General features: G+C 61.8%; 26 protein-coding genes. 15 read left to right on the forward strand and 11 right to left on the reverse strand.

Going from position 1 to position 19,918, the window contains the following annotated elements:
* Positions 1 to 483 carry a sigma D regulator gene (rsd, locus tag ACB030_RS13595; protein ID WP_205643101.1) on the reverse strand — a complete coding sequence of 161 codons (483 nt, stop codon included), beginning with the start codon at positions 481 to 483 and terminating at the stop codon, positions 1 to 3.
* Positions 484 to 821: 338 nt separating this feature from the next.
* Here rsd and hupA point away from each other — a divergent pair, with 338 nt between their 5' ends.
* Both hupA and ACB030_RS13605 read left to right on the forward strand, forming a co-directional pair.
* Positions 822 to 1,094: a nucleoid-associated protein HU-alpha gene (gene hupA, locus ACB030_RS13600; protein ID WP_005305063.1), complete on the forward strand. Its 273-nt coding sequence runs from the start codon at positions 822 to 824 to the stop codon at positions 1,092 to 1,094.
* Between the two features lie 113 nt (positions 1,095 to 1,207).
* Positions 1,208 to 1,633: a hypothetical protein gene (locus tag ACB030_RS13605; protein WP_205643102.1), complete on the forward strand. Its 426-nt coding sequence runs from the start codon at positions 1,208 to 1,210 to the stop codon at positions 1,631 to 1,633.
* Positions 1,634 to 1,709: 76 nt separating this feature from the next.
* Here the strand turns inward: ACB030_RS13605 and ACB030_RS13610 are convergent, their stop codons facing one another.
* Positions 1,710 to 1,859 carry a hypothetical protein gene (locus ACB030_RS13610; RefSeq protein ID WP_371160467.1) on the reverse strand — a complete coding sequence of 50 codons (150 nt, stop codon included), beginning with the start codon at positions 1,857 to 1,859 and terminating at the stop codon, positions 1,710 to 1,712.
* A 2-nt stretch (positions 1,860 to 1,861) separates the two neighbouring features.
* Positions 1,862 to 2,848, reverse strand: a complete 987-nt coding sequence (gene dusA, locus ACB030_RS13615; RefSeq protein ID WP_371160469.1) for a tRNA dihydrouridine(20/20a) synthase DusA — start codon at positions 2,846 to 2,848, stop codon at positions 1,862 to 1,864.
* A gap of 136 nt (positions 2,849 to 2,984) precedes the next feature.
* On the opposite strand from dusA, the gene zur reads away from it, so the two are divergent.
* The 3 genes from zur to ACB030_RS13630 are packed head-to-tail and all read left to right on the forward strand — an operon-like array spanning position 2,985 to position 4,127.
* Positions 2,985 to 3,443 carry a zinc uptake transcriptional repressor Zur gene (zur, locus tag ACB030_RS13620; RefSeq protein ID WP_025325656.1) on the forward strand — a complete coding sequence of 153 codons (459 nt, stop codon included), beginning with the start codon at positions 2,985 to 2,987 and terminating at the stop codon, positions 3,441 to 3,443.
* Complete coding sequence (locus ACB030_RS13625) at positions 3,433 to 3,894, forward strand: chemotaxis protein CheX (RefSeq protein ID WP_025325657.1); 462 nt, start codon at positions 3,433 to 3,435, stop codon at positions 3,892 to 3,894. The genes zur and ACB030_RS13625 overlap by 11 nt, the downstream gene beginning before the upstream one ends.
* A gap of 5 nt (positions 3,895 to 3,899) precedes the next feature.
* Positions 3,900 to 4,127, forward strand: coding sequence for a hypothetical protein (locus ACB030_RS13630; protein ID WP_371160472.1), 228 nt, complete (start codon positions 3,900 to 3,902; stop codon positions 4,125 to 4,127).
* 86 nt (positions 4,128 to 4,213) lie between these two features.
* On the opposite strand, the gene brnQ is transcribed toward ACB030_RS13630, so the two are convergent.
* Both brnQ and ACB030_RS13640 read right to left on the reverse strand, forming a co-directional pair.
* A complete protein-coding gene (brnQ, locus tag ACB030_RS13635; RefSeq protein ID WP_371160474.1) occupies positions 4,214 to 5,521 on the reverse strand; it encodes a branched-chain amino acid transport system II carrier protein in 1,308 nt (435 codons plus the stop codon).
* 191 nt (positions 5,522 to 5,712) lie between these two features.
* Complete coding sequence (locus tag ACB030_RS13640) at positions 5,713 to 6,423, reverse strand: tRNA1(Val) (adenine(37)-N6)-methyltransferase (RefSeq protein WP_371160476.1); 711 nt, start codon at positions 6,421 to 6,423, stop codon at positions 5,713 to 5,715.
* Between the two features lie 128 nt (positions 6,424 to 6,551).
* Here ACB030_RS13640 and srmB point away from each other — a divergent pair, with 128 nt between their 5' ends.
* Positions 6,552 to 7,775, forward strand: coding sequence for an ATP-dependent RNA helicase SrmB (srmB, locus tag ACB030_RS13645; protein ID WP_371160478.1), 1,224 nt, complete (start codon positions 6,552 to 6,554; stop codon positions 7,773 to 7,775).
* 183 nt (positions 7,776 to 7,958) lie between these two features.
* On the opposite strand, the gene yaaA is transcribed toward srmB, so the two are convergent.
* From yaaA to tapT, 3 genes are read right to left on the reverse strand one after another with little or no spacing between them, the layout of a single operon-like run.
* Positions 7,959 to 8,732, reverse strand: coding sequence for a peroxide stress protein YaaA (yaaA, locus tag ACB030_RS13650; RefSeq protein ID WP_371160480.1), 774 nt, complete (start codon positions 8,730 to 8,732; stop codon positions 7,959 to 7,961).
* A 32-nt stretch (positions 8,733 to 8,764) separates the two neighbouring features.
* Complete coding sequence (locus ACB030_RS13655) at positions 8,765 to 9,874, reverse strand: PilT/PilU family type 4a pilus ATPase (protein WP_371160482.1); 1,110 nt, start codon at positions 9,872 to 9,874, stop codon at positions 8,765 to 8,767.
* 26 nt (positions 9,875 to 9,900) lie between these two features.
* On the reverse strand, positions 9,901 to 10,935 hold the full coding sequence (gene tapT / locus ACB030_RS13660; protein ID WP_139436883.1) for a type IVa pilus ATPase TapT: 1,035 nt from the start codon (positions 10,933 to 10,935) through the stop codon (positions 9,901 to 9,903).
* Between the two features lie 39 nt (positions 10,936 to 10,974).
* On the opposite strand from tapT, the gene ACB030_RS13665 reads away from it, so the two are divergent.
* The 5 genes from ACB030_RS13665 (at position 10,975) to ACB030_RS13685 (ending at position 13,969) form a co-directional block, all read left to right on the forward strand.
* Complete coding sequence (locus ACB030_RS13665; protein ID WP_319917989.1) at positions 10,975 to 11,676, forward strand: YggS family pyridoxal phosphate-dependent enzyme; 702 nt, start codon at positions 10,975 to 10,977, stop codon at positions 11,674 to 11,676.
* 159 nt (positions 11,677 to 11,835) lie between these two features.
* Positions 11,836 to 12,663, forward strand: coding sequence for a pyrroline-5-carboxylate reductase (gene proC / locus ACB030_RS13670; protein WP_319917988.1), 828 nt, complete (start codon positions 11,836 to 11,838; stop codon positions 12,661 to 12,663).
* A gap of 22 nt (positions 12,664 to 12,685) precedes the next feature.
* Entirely contained in the window at positions 12,686 to 13,237 is a 552-nt protein-coding gene (locus ACB030_RS13675; protein WP_202047429.1) for a YggT family protein, read from the forward strand.
* The gene (yggU, locus tag ACB030_RS13680) at positions 13,237 to 13,545 is read left to right on the forward strand and encodes a DUF167 family protein YggU (protein WP_247627273.1); all 309 of its coding nucleotides are present in this window, start codon (positions 13,237 to 13,239) and stop codon (positions 13,543 to 13,545) included. Before ACB030_RS13675 ends, yggU begins: the two co-directional genes overlap by 1 nt.
* 4 nt (positions 13,546 to 13,549) lie before the next feature.
* Complete coding sequence (locus ACB030_RS13685) at positions 13,550 to 13,969, forward strand: DUF4426 domain-containing protein (protein WP_025325669.1); 420 nt, start codon at positions 13,550 to 13,552, stop codon at positions 13,967 to 13,969.
* Between the two features lie 78 nt (positions 13,970 to 14,047).
* Here the strand turns inward: ACB030_RS13685 and ACB030_RS13690 are convergent, their stop codons facing one another.
* From ACB030_RS13690 to ACB030_RS13700, 3 genes are all read right to left on the reverse strand, one after another.
* Positions 14,048 to 14,878 (reverse strand): lysostaphin resistance A-like protein, encoded by an 831-nt coding sequence (locus tag ACB030_RS13690; RefSeq protein ID WP_371160486.1) that lies wholly within the window; start codon positions 14,876 to 14,878, stop codon positions 14,048 to 14,050.
* A gap of 193 nt (positions 14,879 to 15,071) precedes the next feature.
* Entirely contained in the window at positions 15,072 to 15,368 is a 297-nt protein-coding gene (locus ACB030_RS13695) for a hypothetical protein (RefSeq protein WP_025325671.1), read from the reverse strand.
* Positions 15,369 to 15,418: 50 nt separating this feature from the next.
* The gene (locus tag ACB030_RS13700; RefSeq protein ID WP_139436877.1) at positions 15,419 to 15,793 is read right to left on the reverse strand and encodes a YacL family protein; all 375 of its coding nucleotides are present in this window, start codon (positions 15,791 to 15,793) and stop codon (positions 15,419 to 15,421) included.
* Between the two features lie 209 nt (positions 15,794 to 16,002).
* Between ACB030_RS13700 and ACB030_RS13705 the strand changes: the two genes are divergently transcribed.
* From ACB030_RS13705 to ACB030_RS13720, 4 genes are all read left to right on the forward strand, one after another.
* Entirely contained in the window at positions 16,003 to 16,152 is a 150-nt protein-coding gene (locus ACB030_RS13705) for a sugar diacid recognition domain-containing protein (protein ID WP_371160489.1), read from the forward strand.
* The gene (locus ACB030_RS13710) at positions 16,139 to 17,254 is read left to right on the forward strand and encodes a sugar diacid recognition domain-containing protein (protein WP_163135613.1); all 1,116 of its coding nucleotides are present in this window, start codon (positions 16,139 to 16,141) and stop codon (positions 17,252 to 17,254) included. The genes ACB030_RS13705 and ACB030_RS13710 overlap by 14 nt, the downstream gene beginning before the upstream one ends.
* 119 nt (positions 17,255 to 17,373) lie before the next feature.
* On the forward strand, positions 17,374 to 18,636 hold the full coding sequence (locus ACB030_RS13715) for a GntP family permease (RefSeq protein ID WP_025325674.1): 1,263 nt from the start codon (positions 17,374 to 17,376) through the stop codon (positions 18,634 to 18,636).
* 9 nt (positions 18,637 to 18,645) lie between these two features.
* Entirely contained in the window at positions 18,646 to 19,779 is a 1,134-nt protein-coding gene (locus ACB030_RS13720; protein WP_371160491.1) for a glycerate kinase, read from the forward strand.
* The last annotated feature ends 139 nt before the right edge of the window (positions 19,780 to 19,918 follow it).

Here is a 19,918-nt window from a genome sequence, read left to right on the forward strand (position 1 = left end):
TCAGACCCGCTGGTGACTGAGGGATTCGACCACCTGAAGCGCCTTGACCAGCCTGTCTTCCTGCTTGAATCTGTCCTCCAGCACGGGACCCAGCTGATTCAGATCTTCATCGAGCTGCAACAGCTGGGCCTCGTCGGCATTGCTGTATTTGTCGTTGAACTCCAGGGCAAACTCGGTGCAGGCACGGATATGGGGATAGATGCGTTTGGCCAGTTCCAGCTTGTCACCGCTGGCTTGCTCGAAGGCGGTGACCACGTGGTTGTAGATCTCGAAATGACCGGCGCTGACGTAGTCGACCAGTTGCTCGCAGAAGCGTTGCAGTTCGACATGACCGGGAAGGGAGCGTTGCTTGGACTTGGTGGGCATGAGCCCGGCCAGTCGCATGTACTCGACCAGCAATGCCTGCCTGGCATCCAGCCAGTCATCGATTGCCCTGTGCTTGCCTGCCAACGCGCGCTTGGTTTGTTCCAGTTCAGTTAACATAGTCCCTCCATGGGCATGGCATGAAGCGCGATGGCTGCAGGCCTTCGGTCATTCTCAGCGACTGACGACACTCCTATAACTAGGGAAAATCCTGTTGACCGTCAATAGGAGTGTGGGGATATTGTTACATCAGGCGGGGGTTTGCATACAAGTCTCCGTCGGTTTCTGGTCCCGTGTCCCCTGTCAGGAGGGCGCAGGGGCGAGATATGTGACTATTTCCGCAGATCTTGATGAAAACCCCAGCATTCAAGCCAATCCGGCTGATAAAGCCTTTGCCTGAGTGTTTTTTTTTGAATAGAGTGGCCCGGTGCTAAATGCCCGATCATAAAGGAAATGTTATGAACAAAGCTCAACTTGTCGATGCAATTGCCGCCAAAGCAGACCTGAGCAAAGCTCAGGCCAAAGTCGCTCTGGAAGAGATCATCAATGGTATTACCCAGAGCCTGAAAGAGGGCGATGCCGTTCAGTTGGTGGGTTTTGGTACCTTCAAGGTCAACCATCGCGCGGGCCGCACCGGTCGCAACCCGCAAACTGGTAAAGAGATCCAGATTGCAGCCGCCAATGTGCCGTCCTTTGTGGCAGGCAAGGCGCTGAAAGACGCCGTCAAGTAATCGCGTAAAGTAATCAAATGAAACCCGGCACCTGCCGGGTTTTTTCTTGCCATCTTCGTTAGAATTTGTTTCAGATACACTCAGGATATGGCATGCGCTGTAGTGAGGTGGATATGGAACAGAAGAATGCCATCCGGCAGGTGGCCGTGCCCTGGGCACCCTCCCGCCAACTTCCCCCCGGCCTGGTTGTGGCCGAACTGCATCAGGATATCTGGAGTGACAATCTGACGGTCGTGTTGGGGCGCGCCCGCAGCATAGATCTGCCGCCGCAGCCGCTGTGCCGGGTCAGTTTCCGCCATATCTTCGCCGTGCGGGTGATGGAGGATTGCGATCTGGCGGAAGGGCGTGACAGCCACGTCATCGAGGAGCAGATCCAGCTGATCACGCCGTCCCGCTTCGCCAGCTGGTTCCATCAGGAGTCTGATGGCCTGCACCTGGATGAGGACTTGCAGCACTATCGCATCTCGACCTGGGATTACTGCGCCGACGTGCTGACCTCCTCCCCTCCTGAATTGCAGTTTGTGGCGCAGGAAGAGTGAACGGGCGCCACCATCCAGATAAAAGAGCCGGAACATCGCTGTTCCGGCTTTTTCTTGCCTGAGTGGCTGGCGGGATTCAGCCGAGCAACTGCTCCCTGTGCAGACCGAGCACTATCAGGAGCCCGATGAAATAGAAGGCGCTGAGCTTGATGCCGAGGATGGCCAGCAGGCCGGCACAGAGGCGAACCAGCGCCTTGTGCAGCCAGGAACCGGTGAAGCGATACATGCTTACTCCACCGACTCTGTTGGGGCGAACTCGGGCACCTTGGCCATGGCGTCCAGCACCACCTGGATGCCAGCACCCGGTTTGCAGGCGTTCTCGCTCAGGTGACGACGCCAGGCACGGGCTCCCTGCATGTTCTGGAACAGGCCCAGCATGTGGCGGGTCATGTGGGAGAGGTAGTTGCCCTTGGCCAGCTCCTGCTCCATGTAGGGCAGCATCATCCGCACCACTTCGTGGCGGCTCGGCACCTCGCCCCCCAGACCGAATACCCGGTTGTCGACCTCGGCCAGGATGTAGGGGTTCTGGTACGCCTCGCGCCCCATCATGACCCCGTCCACCTGCTGCAGGTGCTCCAGGGTCTGCTCGAGGGAGTTGACCCCGCCGTTGAGGGCTATGGTCAGCTCGGGATAGTCCTGCTTGACCCTATAGACGCGCGGGTAGTCCAGCGGCGGGATCTCGCGGTTCTCTTTCGGACTCAGGCCGCTCAGCCAGGCCTTGCGGGCGTGGACGATGAAGGTCTCGCAACCGGCATCGCGCACCTGCTCGATGAAGGCCTGCAAGAATTCGTAGGAGTCCTGGTCGTCGATGCCGATACGGGTCTTCACGGTGACCGGAATGCCCACCACATCGCGCATCGCCTTGACGCAGTCGGCCACCAGGGCGGGCTCCCCCATCAGACAGGCGCCGAAACGGCCGTTCTGGACGCGATCCGACGGGCAACCCACGTTGAGGTTGATCTCGTCATAGCCGCGCTCCTCGGCCAGCCTGGCACAACGGGCCAGGTCCGCCGGGTTGCTGCCACCCAGCTGCAGGGCGAGGGGATGTTCCTGCTCGCTGTAACCCAGATAATCCCCTTTGCCATGGATGATGGCGCCCGTGGTCACCATCTCGGTATAGAGCAGTGTCTGGCGGGTCATCAGACGGTGGAAATAACGGCAATGCCGATCGGTCCAGTCCAGCATGGGGGCGATGGAGAAGCGCTGCGCCTGCATAAAAATCATCCGGGTTGGCAAAATAAGGGGCCGGATTCTACCACAAGGTGAGACAGCCTCAGAAAATGAATTTTGTCGCCGCGCACAGGGGGCCCTGTGATAGTATCCGGCTAATTGACAGGGTATCTGCGTGATCATGAATCAAGACCTACTTCTACAACGAGCGGAACGTCTCTGCGACCAGCGGGGGATCCGTTTCACCCCGACCCGGCGCCAGGTGTTCCGGCTGCTTGCCGCCCATGGCAATGCCATCAGCGCCTACGATCTGCTGGCCCAGTTGCAGCAGACCGAGGCCCATGCCAAGCCCCCCACCGTCTACCGGGCGCTCGACTTTCTGCTCGAGCAGGGGTTCGCCCACAAGGTGGAGTCGCTCAACGCCTTCATCTTCTGCTGCCACTTTGACCATGCCCACCCCATGCAGCTGTTGATCTGCGATCGCTGCAAGGAGGTGGTGGAACTGCACGATCCGGCCATCGACAGCGCCTTTTCCGAGCAGGCTCACCAGCATGGTTTTACTATTACCAACAAGACCATAGAGGCCCATGGTCAATGTGCTCGTTGCTCTGACACCCTAGGAAGTGAAGATGAAGGCTGATTTTGTAAACCCGTTCCTGCTCTCCCTGCTCAATGTGCTCTCCACCATGGCACAACTGGAGCTCAAACCCGGCGCGCCCAAGCGCAAGACGGACGAGCTGGCGCGGGGGGATGTCTCCGGTCTCATCGGCATGGTGGGTCCGCAGACCCGGGGTTCTCTCTCCATCAGCTTCGAGAAGGGGCTGGCGCTGGAGATCATGCGCCGCATGCTGGGGGAGGCACCGGCCACCATCAACGAAGAGGTGACCGACATGGTGGGCGAGATCACCAACATGGTGACCGGTGGCGCCAAGCGCATGCTGGGGGAGAAGGGCTATGAGTTCGACATGGCGACCCCCATCATCGTCTCCGGCCCCAATCACACCATCACCCACAGGGCTGACGGTGCCAAGATCATGATGCCGTTCGATTCCGAGTACGGCCGTGCCACCATAGAGATCTGCTTCGAGTAACCGCCATGTGGACGATGCTGAAATGGAGTGTCATCGGGGGAGTCGTGCTGCTTATCCTGTCGGATATCCAGATCAGCACCTCGCTCTACAAGTATGAAGACAACAGCGTGCAGATCAACTTCCCGCGCTGGCAGGGTGAGCAGCCCTGGGGCACCCTGCGCTGGCATGCCGGCCAGGTCGAGAGCCACTGGTACGGCCTGGCCGGCAAACCCAAGCCGGCATCCGTGCTCTGAGCACAAACCCGATTTGCCATGCACAGTTGCAGAAATGAAAGAGGCCAGCGAAAGCTGGCCTCTTTTTTATGTCGTTGGGATGAGGATCAGGCGGCTTCGGCGGCCAGCTTGTCACCACCGCGCACCAGGGTGCCCAGGCCGCAGGCCAGCAGGGTGGGCAGCAACCAGGCCAGGCCCTTGTCGAACAGCGGCAGGAAGGCGAACGCATCCATTTTCATGCCGGCAGCACCCAGACCGTCCAGGCAACCGAACAGGAAGGCAACCAGCAGCACGGAGCGGAACACCAGGCGGGGACGCCCGAAATAACCCTTCAGGAAGGTGACCAGCACCAGGGCCACGGCCACCGGATAGATGGCGACCAGCACCGGGATGGAGAGGCTGATGAGCTGGCTCAGGCCGACGTTGGCCACCACGGCACAGACGACCCCCAGCAGTACCACCAGCTTCTGGTAGCTCACGCCGGTGAGATTGTGGAAGAAGTCGGAGCAGGCGGAGATCAGGCCCACGGCAGTGGTGAAACAGGCCAGGGTGATGATGGCCGCCAGGATGAACTGACCCGGCTGGCCGAACAGGCTCAGCACGTAGGCGTTGACGATGGCGCCGCCATTGCTGACGTCGGTGGCGACCCCGGCCGCGGTGTTACCCAGCTGGAACAGGGAGACATAGACCACGGACAGGCCGATGGCAGAGATGATGCCGGCGATGGCCAGGTACTTGAACTGGCTCTGATAGTCTTGGATGCCTTTCTTGCGCAGCAGATCGACGATCAGGGCGCCAAACATCAGGGACGCCAGGGTATCCATGGTGTTGTAGCCTTCCAGGATCCCTTTCACCAGGGGGCTGTGCTGATAGTCGCCGGACGCGGCGGGCATGGTGCCCTGCGGTGCGACGAAGACGCCAATGGCCAGGGTAAGCAGCAGCAGCATCAACATCGGGGTCAGGTATTTGCCGATGGCATCCATCAGCTTGCCCTGATTGAGGGAGACCAGGATGGCGATCCCGAAGAAGACCACAGTGTAGACGGCCAGTCCGGATTGACCCATGTCGCCGAGGAAGGGTTTCAGACCCATCTCGTAGGCCACCAGGCCGGTACGGGGGGCGGCGAAGGCCGGGCCTATGATGATGTAGATGGCGACGGCCAGCGCGGTGGCGACGCCGGTGGGCAGCAACTTGGTCATGCCGGCCCAGCCGTTGCCGGCCTTGGCGACGGCGAGAATGGTGATGAGGGGCAGGCCCACTGCGGTCACCAGGAAGCCCAGCATGGCCAGGGAGAGGTGCTCACCCGCCATGTAACCGGCCAGGGGCGGGAAGATGATGTTGCCTGCGCCCAGATAGAAGGCGAAGGTCATGAAGCCCAATCCGAGTACATCGGACAATGTGAGTGATTTCGTCAAGTTCCACCTCGTCTGTCTTGTAAACTATTGCTTGTTATAGTTTTTTATTGGTCAGTGACCGGCGTTGTTCAGGGGTAAAAAAAAGGAGCCCCGCTGCTTTTTTCATCGCCACCAGTGGTTTGAGCTGGTCTTGAGCGGGCGCTCGTTTGCTAGTCAGCATAATGATGTGAAAAAATAGTTCAAGGCGAAATTTACATCTTCAAATAGAAGGGGTGGGTTAGTTGGATGTATCTGTCGGAATAGCCTCCGGCAGTAGAATGGATCACAATTTCACCCTGCTCGCACCTGCTTAATCCTCTGCTAAGTAGCAATAAAACGCGATTTGCCTCTTTCCCCTCCCTGGTGATAACAGCTGTATAACAAAGGCTGTACAGATCATAATCTGCCGAGATGCATAAAATTTCATCAGCCATGGCGGTGGGCAGCACCAGCGCCAGCCGCCCATCCTGACTCAGCAGACGACGGCTTGCCGCCAGCAGTGCATGGGGATCGAGCGCGCCAGTGTGGCGGGCGAGCGCCCTGGCCGGATCGCTAAATACCTGACCTGCAACGAAATAGGGCGGGTTGGAGACGATGAGGTCGTAAGGGGCCGCCTGATAATCCTGAATGGCGCTCTCTATGATGCTGACCCGGGCGGCCCAGGGAGACGCCGCCACATTATCCCTGGCCTGCTCGGCTGCATCCTTATCCAGTTCCACCCCGTCGATCCGGCAGTCGTTCGTGCTGCGCTGGGCCAGCATCAAGGCGATGAGGCCGCTGCCGGTCCCTATGTCCAGCACTCGCCGCGCATCGGCAACGGGGGCCCAGGCCCCCAGCAGTATGCCGTCTGTGCCCACCTTCATGGCACAGCGGTCATGGTCGATGTGAAATTGTTTGAAGGTAAAACCGCTGCTACGCCCCATCTGACCCTCGTTGCTCGTCTGCCATGGCGAAAATGGTCGGCGATTATAGCGGCTAAGCCACAGTCGCCATAGGAGCCGGCGGCATAATCGCCTATAATCTGCCGTTTCCTAAATGACCGAGTATTGCCATGAGCCAGTCCTTTGATGATTTCGACCTGAATCCAGCCCTCAACCGGGCCTTGGCCGAGATGGGTTTCACCCGCCCCACCACCATTCAGCAGATGGTGCTGGAGCCAGCCCTGGACGGCCGCGATATTCTGGCATCCGCTCCGACCGGTACCGGCAAGACAGCCGCCTTCCTGCTGCCCGCCATGCAGCACCTGCTGGACTTCCCGCGCCGCAAGCCGGGCCCGTGCCGCATGCTGATCCTGACCCCGACCCGCGAGCTGGCGCTGCAGGTCAGTGCCCATGCCAGGGCGCTGGCGGTGCATACCCATCTCAGCATCGAGACCATCATCGGCGGCGTCAGCCATGAAGAGCAGTTGCCGGCCCTGACCAAGACCACCGACATCGTCGTGGCCACCCCGGGTCGCCTGCTGGAGTACATAGAGAAGGAAGAGTTCGAGAGCCACGACATCGAGGTGCTGGTGCTGGATGAAGCGGACCGCATGCTGGACATGGGCTTCATCAAGGATGTGAACCGCATCGTGGAAGAGGCCCGTTACCGCAAGCACACCATGCTCTTCTCCGCGACTCTGGAAGGAGCCGGCCTGACCAAGTTTGCCAACGAGATCCTCAAAGATCCGGTGGAGCTGCACGCCGAGCCGCCCCGCAGCGAGCGTCGCCCCATCACCCAGTGGGTGCACCTGGCCGATGACGCCGCCCACAAACTGGCGCTGCTGATCCACATTCTGAAGGATCCGCAGACCCAGAAGGCCATCGTCTTCGTCAAGACCCGCGAGCGGCTGGCGGAGCTCTCCGGCCAGTTGCAGGCCGCCGGTGTCTCCTGTGCCTGGATCCGTGGCGAGATGGAGCAGAGCAAGCGCGTCGAGTCGATCCGCAAGTTCCATGAAGGGGAGGTACCCTTCCTCATCGCCACCGACGTGGCCGCCCGGGGCATCGACCTGCCCAACGTCAGCCACGTCATCAACTACGACATGCCCTACGGTACCGACGTCTATGTGCACCGTATAGGCCGTACCGGCCGCGCCGGCAACCGTGGCTGCGCCATCAGCCTGGTAGAAGCCCACGACATGGCCATGGTGGCCAAGATAGAGCGCTACACCGAGGAGCGTCTCAAGCGACGGGTGATCGACGAGCTGCGCCCGAGACACAAGGAGGCGCGGGTGCCGGTGAAGAAGAAAAAGCCGAAGGATGGCAAGAAAAAGAGCGCCAAGAAGAAAAAGAAGTAATGCCCCATTGACGCTGCAACGGCCATCCTCGGATGGCCGTTTTGCTGCCTGTCACCCGGGCCCTTGGAGATAGACGCGCAGAAAAAAGCCGACGCATTAACGTCGGCCAACAAAAAGTGCTTACAACAGAGGATTCATGGGTTCAGACCCGGGGATCCCGAACTTGGTTCCCTCCATTTGTAATTAATTTTCAGCGCGCTTGAACATCAGGGTGCGATCGTCGGACTCTTGTGGCACGAAATAGTAGCCAGCCTCATTGAACCCGGTCAGTTGGGTCACCTCGGTCAGCCGGTGCTTGATGATGTGGCGGGCCATCATGCCGCGGGCCTTCTTGGCGTAGAAGCTGATGATCTTGAACTGGCCGTTCTTCTCGTCCTTGAACACCGGGGTGACGATCCTGCCCTTCAGGGCTTTCGGTCGTACCGACTTGAAGTATTCGTCAGACGCCAGATTGATCAGCACCTCGCTGCCCTGCGCGGCCAGCACCTTGTTCAGGTGCTCTGTGATGATGTCACCCCAGAACTGATAGAGATCCTTGCCGCGCTCGTTGTCCAGCCGAATCCCCATCTCCAGTCGGTAGGGCATCATCAGATCCAGCGGCCGCAACACCCCGTAGAGGCCGGACAGCATGCGCAGGTGCCCCTGGGCAAAGTCGAGGTCGGCCTCGCTGAAATCCTCCACGGCAAGACCCGTGTAGACGTCACCCTTGAAGGCCAGCAGCGCCTGGCGGGCATTGCTCGGGGTGAAATCCGGCTGCCAGTCGGCAAACCGGGCGGCGTTGAGTCCCGCCAGCTTGTCGCTGATCTTCATCAGGCTGGCGATCTGATCCGGGGCCAGCTGCCTGGCCCTTTGGATCAGCCGGGCGGAGTGATCCAGCAGCTCGGGCAGGGTGAAACGGGAGGTCACCAGCGGCGACTCGTAATCCAGCGTCTTGGCCGGGGAAACCACAATCAGCATAACTGTCCTTTACTAGCGGTGACGCACGCCCCTCATTCATCCAGGGTCACGTTGTCGAGTGTGCCTGCACCCAGCTGCTCGCGACCCGACAGCTTGATCAGCAGTCGCAGGTCGTTGGCGGAGTCGGCATGGGCAAGGGCCTCACTGTAGCCAATTTGGCCGGCGCAGAACAGGGCGAACAGCGCCTGATCGAAGGTCTGCATGCCGAGCTCGCCGGATTTGGTCATCACCTCCTTGAGCCTGTGCACCTCTCCCTTGCGGACTATGTCGGTGATGAGCGGGGTGTTGAGCAGTATCTCGAAGGCGGCGACACGGCGCTGCCCGTGAAGGGAGGGCAGCAGTTGCTGTGCCACTATGGCGCGCAGGTTGAAGGAGAGATCGAACAGGAACTGGCGGTGTTTCGCCTCTGGCACCAGATGGAGGATGCGATCCAGCGCCTGGTTGGCATTGTTGGCGTGCAGGGTAGCGAGACAGAGGTGGCCCGTCTCGGCAAACTGGATGGCCAGCTCCATGGTCTCCTGGGTGCGGATCTCGCCGATGAGGATGACGTCCGGTGCCTGGCGCATGGAGTTCTTGAGGGCCACGTCGAAGGATTCGGTGTCGATTCCCACCTCCCGCTGGGTCACCAGGCAGCGCCCATGCTGGTGGACGAACTCCACCGGATCCTCCACCGTCAGTATGTGGCCGTCGCCGTGCTGGTTGCGGTAGCCGATCATGGCCGCCTGGGTGGTGGACTTGCCGGCCCCGGTGGCGCCGACGAACAGCACCAGGCCGCGCTTGGCCATGGCGACCTCCTGCAGTATGGGGGGCAGCGTCAGCTCCTCGAAGGTGGGAATGCGGGTCTCGATGCGGCGCAGCACCATGCCCGGCAGGTCCTGCTGCCAGAAGGCGCTGACCCGAAATCGCCCCAGCCCCTCGCGGTGGATGGCGTAGTTGGCCTCCCGGGTGCGCAGGTAGCGCTCGAAGTGCGCCTCGTCCAGGCTCTCCCTGACCAGGGCCAGGGCTGCCTGCTTGTCCAGCGGGCTCCCCCCGAGTGGCGCCAGGCGCCCGTTGACCTTGAGGGTGGGAGGGGCATCGACCGTGATGAAGAGATCCGAGCCCTTTTGTTCAACCAGTGCGGCGAGCAGAACATCCATGTTCATAGCGACTCCTTGGGTGTGAAAGTGTCTTAAATGCTGTTGGGATCGGCCGCCTTGGCCCTGGCGTCCAGGGCGGCAACCACGCCCCGGTTGACCAGCTGCTTGAGGCTCTGATCCATGGTCTGCATGCCGTGGGTCATCCCGGTCTGGATGATGGAGTAGAGCTGGGCGACCTTGTCTTCCCGGATCAGGTTTCGCACCGCCGGGATCCCCAGCATGATCTCGTGGGCCGCCACCCGGCCGCCGCCGATCCGCTTGAGCAGGGTCTGGGAGATGACAGCCCGCAGGGACTCGGAGAGCATGGAGCGCACCATGTCCTTCTCCGAGCCGGGGAAGACGTCGATGATACGGTCTATGGTCTTGGCCGCCGACGAGGTGTGCAGGGTGCCGAACACCAGATGGCCCGTCTCCGCCGCCGTCATGGCCAGGCGTATGGTCTCCAGATCGCGCATTTCCCCCACCAGTATGATGTCCGGGTCTTCACGCAAAGCCGAGCGCAGGGCGTTGGCGAAACTCTTGGTATCGCGATGCACCTCGCGCTGGTTCACCAGGCAGCGTTTGTTCTCGTGCACGAACTCGATGGGATCCTCGATGGTGAGGATGTGGTGGTGGAAGTTGTCGTTGATGTAATCGACCATGGCCGCCAGGGTGGTGGACTTGCCCGAACCGGTCGGGCCCGTGACCAGCACCAGGCCGCGGGGAAACTCCGCTATCTTGCGAAACATCTCCGGCGCCCCCAGATCTTCCAGGGTCAGGACTGTGCTCGGTATGGTACGAAACACGGCGCCAGAGCCCCGCGCCTGCTGGAAGGCGTTGACCCGGAAGCGCGCCATGCCGGGCACCTCGAAGGAGAAGTCCACCTCGAAATTCTCCTCCAGCTCCTTGCGCTGGTGGTCGTTCATGATGTCGTAGATGAGGGCATGTACTTCACGGTGATCCAGGGCGGGCAAATTGATCTTGCGAACCTCCCCATCAACCCTGATCATCGGGGGAACCCCGGCCGAGAGGTGTAGATCCGAGGCCTTATGCTTTACACTGAAAGCCAATAACTCTGTGATATCCATAGATTTGTTATTCTCCCATCACAAGATCACGAACGAAATATGAGCCAGATTGCCCAGCACCTGCTTCAGGTAAAGGAACGTATTGTAGAGGCTGCACGGCGAGTTGGCCGTGGCGCCGATCATATCCAGCTGCTTGCGGTCAGCAAGACCAAGCCGCTTGAAGACATCCAGGCCGCCTATGCCGCCGGTCAGCGCCGCTTTGGCGAATCCTATGCCCAGGAGGCCGCGCTCAAGATTGATGCCCTGCGTGAGCAGGCCGCCTGCCAAGACATAGAGTGGCACTTTATCGGCCCGCTGCAATCGAACAAATCCAGGCTGGTGGCGGAGCGATTCGATTGGGTGCAAAGCGTCGATCGTGACAAACTCATCGAGCGCCTCAACAACCAGCGTCCAGCCGGGTTGGCACCGCTAAATGTCTGTCTGCAAATCAATATTAGCGGAGAGAGCAGCAAATCCGGTACGTCGGAGCAAGAGATTTTCCGGCTGGCCGCCCTGGTTGCCCAGAGCGGGCGACTGGTGCTGCGTGGCCTGATGGCCATCCCGGAGCACACCCGCGACGAGGCGGTGCTGGCCGCGCAGATGCTACGCATGCAGGCTCTGTTCACCGAGCTTGCGCAACAATACCCGAGCGTCGACACCCTTTCGATGGGTATGACCGAGGATCTCGAGGCCGCCGTCGCCCATGGCAGCACCATGGTCCGGGTCGGTACCGCCATCTTCGGTGCCCGTGATTATTCATAAACAGAAGCACGCGGTGCCGCCTCTCCCCGCCTTCGCCGGCGCGGGCACACCGCCGTATTGGAAGCCAATAACAGGAGTGTGTGATGCAACATAGAACCCTCGCCTTTATCGGGGCGAGCACGCAGGGCTCCGCAGTCATTTCATCAGCAGGAGTGCAAGATGCAGCATAAGAGAACCATCGCCTTCATCGGGGCGGGCAACATGAGCCGCAGCATCATTGCCGGTCTGATCCAGGCCGGTTATCCGGCCGGGCGGATCACTGCCGCCAACCCCAGCCGCCCCAAGCTGGACGCGCTGGCCGACCAGTTCGGCATTCGCATCACCCAGAACAACGCCGAGGCGGCCCGTGAGGCCGAGGTCATAGTGCTGGCGGTCAAGCCCCAGCTGATGGCGGCCATGCTGGAGGCGCTGGTGGCCGAGCTGGGCTCCCTCGAGGGCAAGCTGCTCGTCTCCATCGCCGCCGGCATCAAGGTCGAGCGGTTGCAGGAGATGGCGGGGGGCCACGGCCGCATCATCCGCACCATGCCCAATACCCCCTCCCTGCTGGGATTGGGGATGACGGGCCTCTATGCCCCGAGCGGCATAGAACAGGCGGATCGCGACTTCGCCGAGCAGATGATGCAGGCCGTCGGCAAGACCCTCTGGGTCGAGCAGGAGAGCGGCATCAACGGCGTCATCGCCGCGGCGGGCAGCGCCCCGGCCTACTTCTTCCTGTTCATGCAGGGGATTGCCGAGGAGGCGGAGGCCATGGGCTTCACTCCCGAGCAGGCCCGTCTGCTGGTGCAGCAGACCGCCCTTGGCGCCGCCGCCATGGTGGAGCAGAACCCCGAGCTCTCCCTGCAGACCCTGCGCGAGCAGGTCACCAGCAAGGGCGGCACCACGGCCGAGGCCGTCAGGACATTCCAGGAGCAGGGGCTGAAGCCACTGACCGCTCGTGCCATGCAGGCGGCCGTCACCCGGGCCGCCGAGATGGAAACCCTTTTCTGAACCTTTTTAGCAAGGAGCCCGGATGAACACGGCTTACTTTTTGATTAACACGATTTTTGATCTCTACCTCATGGTGGTGCTGCTGCGCGTCTGGTTGCAGTGGGCCCGCGCCGATTTCTACAACCCCATGAGCCAGATGGTGGTCAAGGTGACCAATCCCCTGGTGATCCCGCTGCGTCGCATCATCCCCGGCTTTGGCGGGCTGGACATGGCCTCGGTGCTGCTGGCGCTCATCATCGCCTTCGCCAAGCTGGCGCTGCTCAAGAGCATGAACGTGCTGCTGACCGACTGGCTGACCCTCAGCCTGTTTGCCCTGCTCACTGTGCTGAAGAAGACGGGCTCCATGATCTTCTGGGTGCTGCTGATCCGCGCCATCCTGAGCTGGGTCAGTCAGGGCCGCAACCCCATCGAGTATGTGATGCATCAGCTGACCGAACCCTTCCTGGCCCCTATCCGCCGCATACTGCCGGCGCTGGGTGGCCTGGATCTCTCCGTGCTGGTCGCCTTCATCGCGCTGCAGGCCATAAACTATCTGTTGGGGGATCTGTTCGGTCAGCTGTGGTGGATGATCTGATGCCAGCCGTCCTGCTGGAAGGGGACGCGCTGATACTGCACCTGATGATCCAGCCCAAGGCGAGCCGGGATCAGATCGTCGGCTTGCACGGGGACGAGCTGAAAGTGGCCATCACGGCGCCGCCGGTGGATGGCCAGGCGAACAGCCATCTGATCAAGTATCTGGCCAAGCAGTGCAAGGTGGCCAAGGGGCAGGTCCGCATAGTGCGGGGGGAGCTGGGACGGCACAAGACGGTCGCCATCGAGGCACCAAGACAGATCCCCGCCGAGATCGCCGCCCTGCTGGAGAGTGGAACAGGAAAAGGATGACATCATGAAAACAGTCTGGATGAGCTGCCTGCTGGCGCTCTTGATGACGCTGCCGGTGCGGGCCGAGCAGATGAAGGAGCTGGGCCCCTGGCAGGTTCACTACAGCGCCTTCAACTCCAGCTTCCTCACCCCTGAGGTGGCCAAGGCCTATGGCCTGGAGCGCAGCCGCTACAACGGCATCGTCAACATTGCGGTGCAGAACAAGCAAGGGGTGGCTCAGGCGGTGGGCATCAGCGGCGAGGCCAAGAACCTCACCGGCACCATACGTACCCTGAGTTTCCAGGAGGTGAAGGAGGGGGACTCCATTTACTACCTGGCGGTGCTGCCCTACCGGAACGAGGACACCTACCAGTTCACCCTGAAGATCATGGGGGAGGGGCAGCAGCAGACGCTCACCTTCCAGCAGACCTTCTACGTCGACTAGCTGTCCGGATGCGATGAAAATGCCCCGAGCCCGCAGGTTCGGGGCATTTTTTTATCCGGCGAGAACCAGCCTTCGCAGTTAGCGGCTGGCCAGCGGGTAGGTGAACAGGGCCAGGTGGGCGAAGTTGAACAGGAAGTGGATCGCGATGGCGACGCCGAGGCGCCCGCTCAGCAGGAAGGCCAGGCCGTAACAGGCCCCCGCCAGGGCGGCAAACAGCACCAGCAGCGGACCACCGGCCAGGTGGGCGGCCCCGAACAGCAGGCTGGCGATCAGGAGACCTACCCAGGGCTTGCTTCGGCTCGCCACCCCTTGCTGGATGAGGCCGCGAAACAGCGCCTCTTCCGCCACGCAGCTGAACAGCAGGTTGTTGAAGGCAAACAGCCACCACCAGTGGGGCAGCCCCACTTCGGGCTTGAGGGCCCCCAGTTGCCAGGCGGCGATCAGCAGGGCCGCCAGCGGCAGTATGAGCAGGGCCAGCGGTCGCCAGCGTATCGCGCCGCCCGGGCCGAGCAGGGCGGGCCAGGCCAGCAGCAGGCCGAAGAAGATCAGCGGCTTGTCGAGATTGAGGTACATGTTGAACGGCACGCTGGCGGGACCGGCCTGCACCCGATCCAGCACCTTGAGGTTGTCAAAGCCCGGCACCAGGTGCAGCGTCAGGGCCAGGGCCCACAGCAGCACCAGCGTCAGTGCGACGCCACGCCAGGGCTGGGGCAGGGTGGGCGTGCGCCAGGCCAGCAAGAGACCGGCGAGGCTGACCAGCGCGGCGACGGGGCCGAGTCGATCCAGCCAGAGCGCGGTCAGCAGGGCGACCCCCAGCAGGATCAGGCCGCTCTTCTGCTGGCGGGCCAGGCAGAGCAGCACGGCCAGTCCCAGGGCGAGCCAGATGAGGGTGTCAGGGAGTGGTAACATTGAGTCTCCTTGTGGGTTGCAAGGGGCGCACCTTAACGAGCCTTCGCCTCTGGCACAAGGCGCAATGGACTGGTCGGAGCCCAGGCAGGCTCCTTCTTGCCGACAGCGCTGACCGGCCTGGGCAATAAAAAGCCGGAGCTAGGCTCCGGCTTTGGGGATAGGTGGTGGCCCGAGTGAAGGGGCCCAGACCAGATTAACGGCCGGATTCGGCGATGACGCGGGCTATGATGTCGGCGCGCTTGCTCGCTTCCAGCTCGCCCAGGGCGATGAGGCCGGCCTTGAAGATGACGTTCTTCGGCAGGCTGACGTCGTCCAGGGTGGTGATGGCTTCGACGTGCAGACCGTTCAGGCGGCTGGCATCGCGCGGGCTCAGGTTGACCTGGGTATTCATCACCTGCTTGCCTTTCTTCTTGGCAGGCACGGCGGCTTTCTGGCTGGATTCCTGTTCTTCGTCTTCCGGCAGTTCGTCATCAAAATCGTAAATGGACATAGTCAATCCTGTTGGGTTGCAAGGGGCATGCTCGCCCGAAATGTGGGTATTCAGCCCATATCCTCGTTGCGGATAAAGGCGCGCCAGGAGCCGAGCACCTGGGCAAAGTCTTCCAGTCCGCACATGGCCAGCTGCTCATCATCGTAGTAGGCGAGATCGTCGAGATCCTCATCCAGCTCGATATTGAGGACGTTGGCTTTCACCTCGGCCTCCTCAGGGGTGAGCAGCAGCGAATAGTCACCGCCGTGACGCCTGTACTCCGTGCGGGTTCGATTGGAGAGCTGGTCGATGATGGAGAAGAGCTCGTCGAGCGTATCCTCATCCTTGCCAACTTCATCGATCAGCCACTGACCTATGGCCTCATGGCCCATGGAGAACCGGGCGCGATAGCCACCGAACGGGTCGCGGCGAAATTCATAGTCCATAGCGGAGTCCCTATCGGAAGGGTGGAGCCACCACAACACGGAACGGCGTGACGCCGGATCCATGATCCAGGGTGGGGCACAGATAGCGTAAAGTGGCCTATTCTAGCGATCCCCCCCGCGCTTGTCTTGATGATGTGGGATCTTTAACGGGTCTGTCCCCCCGAACCAGGCCACCCGGGGGCCCTGTCAACGAATGGTATGGAGAGGCAATGCAGCTCAATGACACCCTTGCTCGTCAGATAGTGAGCCGGGCGATGAAGATACTGTCGTTCTCGGTGAACGTGATGGACGAAAGGGGCCTTATCATCGCCTCCGGAAACCCTCTGCCATCTATCCGGAGATGTTATGCAGCTCAATGACACCCTTGCCCGTCAGATAGTGAGCCGGGCGATGAAGATACTGTCGTTCTCTGTCAACGTGATGGACGAGCGCGGCCTCATCATCGCCTCCGGCAACCCGGAGCGGCTCCATCAACGTCACGAGGGGGCCGTGCTGGCGCTGACCGAGAATCGGGTGGTGGAAATAAGCGAAGCGACCGCCCAGCAGCTCAAGGGGGTGAGGCCCGGCATCAACCTGCCCATCGCCTATCAGGGGGAGTTGCTCGGGGTCATCGGCATCTCGGGGGATCCGGAGGAAGTGCGTGCTTACGCCGAGCTGGTGCGGATGACGGCCGAGCTCATTCTGGAGCAGGCGGCGCTCACCGAGCAGTTGCAGTGGGACAAGCGTCACAAGGAGGAGCTGGTGCTGCAGCTCATCCGCGGCGAGGGGCGGGCCGATCAGTTGCTGCAGGCGGCCCGCTTCCTCGATCTCGATCTGGCCCAGCCTCGCGTCGTCGCCGTGCTGGCGCTGGAGGAGGCCGATCCCGCCCGGCTGCGGGAGCTGGTGCACTTGCTGGAGAATCCGGAGCGGGACAATCTGGTGGCCATCAACGGCCTGGACGAGATAGTGGTGCTCAAGCCGGCCCAGCTTAGCGACGGCATCTGGCAATCGGCGCAGGAGCGCAACCGCATCAAGCAGCTGCTGGCCCGCATACCCCATTTCAAGGTGCGCATCGGGGTGGGTGATTACTTCGGCGGGACGGGCGGGTTGGCGCGCTCCTACCAGACCGCCCGCGACACCCTGCGCCGCGGCATGAGCCAGGCACCGCGCAAGCAGGTCTACTTCTTCGAGGATTACCGCCTGCCGGTGCTGCTCGGGAGCCTGGCGGACTCCTGGCAGGCGGATCAGCTGCGGGCCCCCCTGCTCAAGCTGGCAAAGGAGGATGCAAAGGGAACGCTGCAAAAGACACTGCGCCAATATTTCTTGCAGGATTGTGATCTGCATCCCTGTGCCGAAACGCTCTTCATCCACCCCAATACCCTGCGTTACCGACTGACCCGGATAGAGCAGATAACTGGCTTAAATTTCAACAAGTTAGATGACAAGTTTCTGCTCTATCTCGGGCTTAATCTCGACGGCTGATTTGTTCATATGAACAAAATAGAAGGCTCCTGAAGCACAAGCTTTGGCTTTTCAGCCAAAGCATTCCGGGTGGGGATCACCATAATGGCCACCACTTACTTCCACTCAAGGTGCCCGTCATGATCCCTGTATCCGCGCTCGGTGCTCTCGCTGCGCTCTCCATCGCCATCTTCCTCATTCTGAAGAAGGTGCCGCCCGCCTACGGCATGATAGTCGGTGCCCTGGCCGGTGGCCTGATCGGCGGCGCCGACCTGACCCAGACCGTCGCCCTGATGATCGGCGGCGCCCAGGGGATCACCACGGCCGTGATGCGGATCCTGGCGGCCGGTGTGCTGGCAGGCGTCTTGATCGAATCGGGGGCCGCCACCACCATCGCCGAGACCATAGTCCGCAAGCTCGGCGAGACCCGTGCCCTGCTGGCCCTGGCGCTGGCCACCCTGATCCTGACCGCGGTCGGCGTCTTCGTGGACGTGGCCGTCATCACTGTCGCCCCCATAGCGCTCGCCATCGCCCGTCGCGCCGATCTCTCCAAGGCCGCCATACTGCTGGCCATGATAGGGGGCGGCAAGGCGGGCAACGTCATGTCCCCCAACCCGAATGCCATAGCCGCGTCCGACGCCTTCCATCTGCCCCTCACCTCTGTGATGGCGGCTGGCATCATCCCGGGCCTGTTCGGTCTGGTGATGGCCTACTGGCTCGCCAAGCGCCTCAACAAACGGGGCAGCAAGGTCGCGGCCGACGAGGTGGTGAACTTTGACGGTGGCAAGCTGCCCGGCTTCTTCGCCGCCATCAGCGCCCCCCTGGTCGCCATACTGCTGCTGGCCCTGCGCCCGGTGGCCGGCATAGTCGTGGATCCCCTCATCGCCCTGCCCCTCGGCGGCCTGGTCGGCGCCCTGATGATGGGCAAGTTCAGCAAGGTGAACCAGTTTGCGGTCTCGGGTCTGGCCCGCATGGCACCGGTGGCCATCATGCTGCTAGGGACCGGTACCCTGGCGGGCATCATAGCCAACTCGGGTCTGAAGGATGTGCTGATCAGCGGCCTGACCGCCTCCGGCTTGCCCTCCTACCTGCTGGCCCCCATCTCAGGTGCCCTGATGTCGCTCGCGACCGCCTCGACCACGGCCGGCACTGTGGTGGCCTCCAACGTGTTCAGCTCCACCCTGATTGAACTTGGGATCAGCAGTCTGGCGGGGGCCGCCATGATCCATGCCGGTGCCACCGTATTTGACCACATGCCCCACGGCTCCTTCTTCCATGCCACCGGTGGCAGCGTCCACATGGGTGTGGGTGAGCGCCTCAAGCTCATCCCGTACGAAACCGCGGTCGGTCTGACCATTGCAACTGTCTCCACCCTGATGTTTGGCGTGTTTGGCCTCGCCTAAGGAATTGATATGAAAATTGTTATTGCCCCCGATTCATTCAAGGAGAGTCTGAGCGCCATGGCGGTGGCCGATGCCATCGAGGCCGGTTTCAAGCTGGTGCTGCCGGATGCCACCTATGTCAAATTGCCCATGGCCGATGGCGGCGAGGGCACTGTGCAGTCCCTGGTGGATGCCACAGGTGGTCACATACTGCCGGTCGAGGTGACCGCGCCCCTTGGCAACAAGGTGCAGGGTTTCGTCGGCCTGCTGGGTGATGGCAAGCGTGCCGTCATCGAGATGGCGGCGGCCTCCGGTATCCATCTGGTGGCACCGGAGCAGCGCAATCCGCTGCTCACCTCCAGCTTCGGCACTGGCGAGCTGATCCTGGCCGCGCTGGAGATGGGGGTCACTCACCTCATCCTCGGCATCGGTGGCAGTGCCACCAACGACGGTGGTGCCGGCATGATCCAGGCGCTCGGCGGCAAGCTCTTGAAAGAAGATGGCACCCCCATAGCCCTGGGCGGTGCTGGTCTCGCCGAGCTTGCCACCATAGACCTGAGCGGGCTGGACCCCCGCCTGAGCGAGCTGGTCATCGAGGTGGCCTGCGATGTGAACAACCCGCTGTGCGGCCCGAAAGGTGCCTCCGCCGTGTTCGGCCCGCAGAAGGGGGCGACCCCCGAGATGGTGGCCCAGCTGGACGCCAATCTGGCCCACTACGCCGACTGCATCGAGCAGGCCCTCGGCTGCCGGGTGAAGGATATTCCGGGGGCGGGCGCCGCTGGTGGCATGGGCGCTGCCCTGGTCGGCCTGCTCGGGGCCGAGCTCAAGCCCGGCATCCAGATAGTGATCGAAGCCTTGAAGCTGGCCGATGAAGTAGCCGACGCGGATCTCGTCATCACAGGGGAAGGGCGCATCGACAGCCAGACCATCCACGGCAAGACGCCAATCGGTGTCGCACGCTGCGCCAAGCAGTTTGGCAAACCGGTGATCGGCATCGCCGGCTGCCTCACCGACGATTGCGGCGTGGTCCATGACCATGGCATCGACGCCGTGTTCGCCGTGGTCAACCGGGCCATGTCCCTGCCGGAGGCGATCGCAACCGCCACCACCAACCTGCAGCTCACGGCCCGCAACGTCGCCGCCCTCTATCTGCTGCGTCGTTAATCCTCTTCTGGCCGGTGCCCGTCACCGGCCGCACCCCGCCCCGTGTAGCGGATGTGGTTGCTCGCCTGAGGGCGGACCCTCTGACGCACCTTGCCGATCCCAGGATCGGCTTTTTTATTATCCTGCTGTCTTGTATATG

Origin of the sequence: Aeromonas sp. S16(2024), from assembly GCF_041403065.1 — a bacterium.
Lineage (GTDB): Bacteria > Pseudomonadota > Gammaproteobacteria > Enterobacterales > Aeromonadaceae > Aeromonas.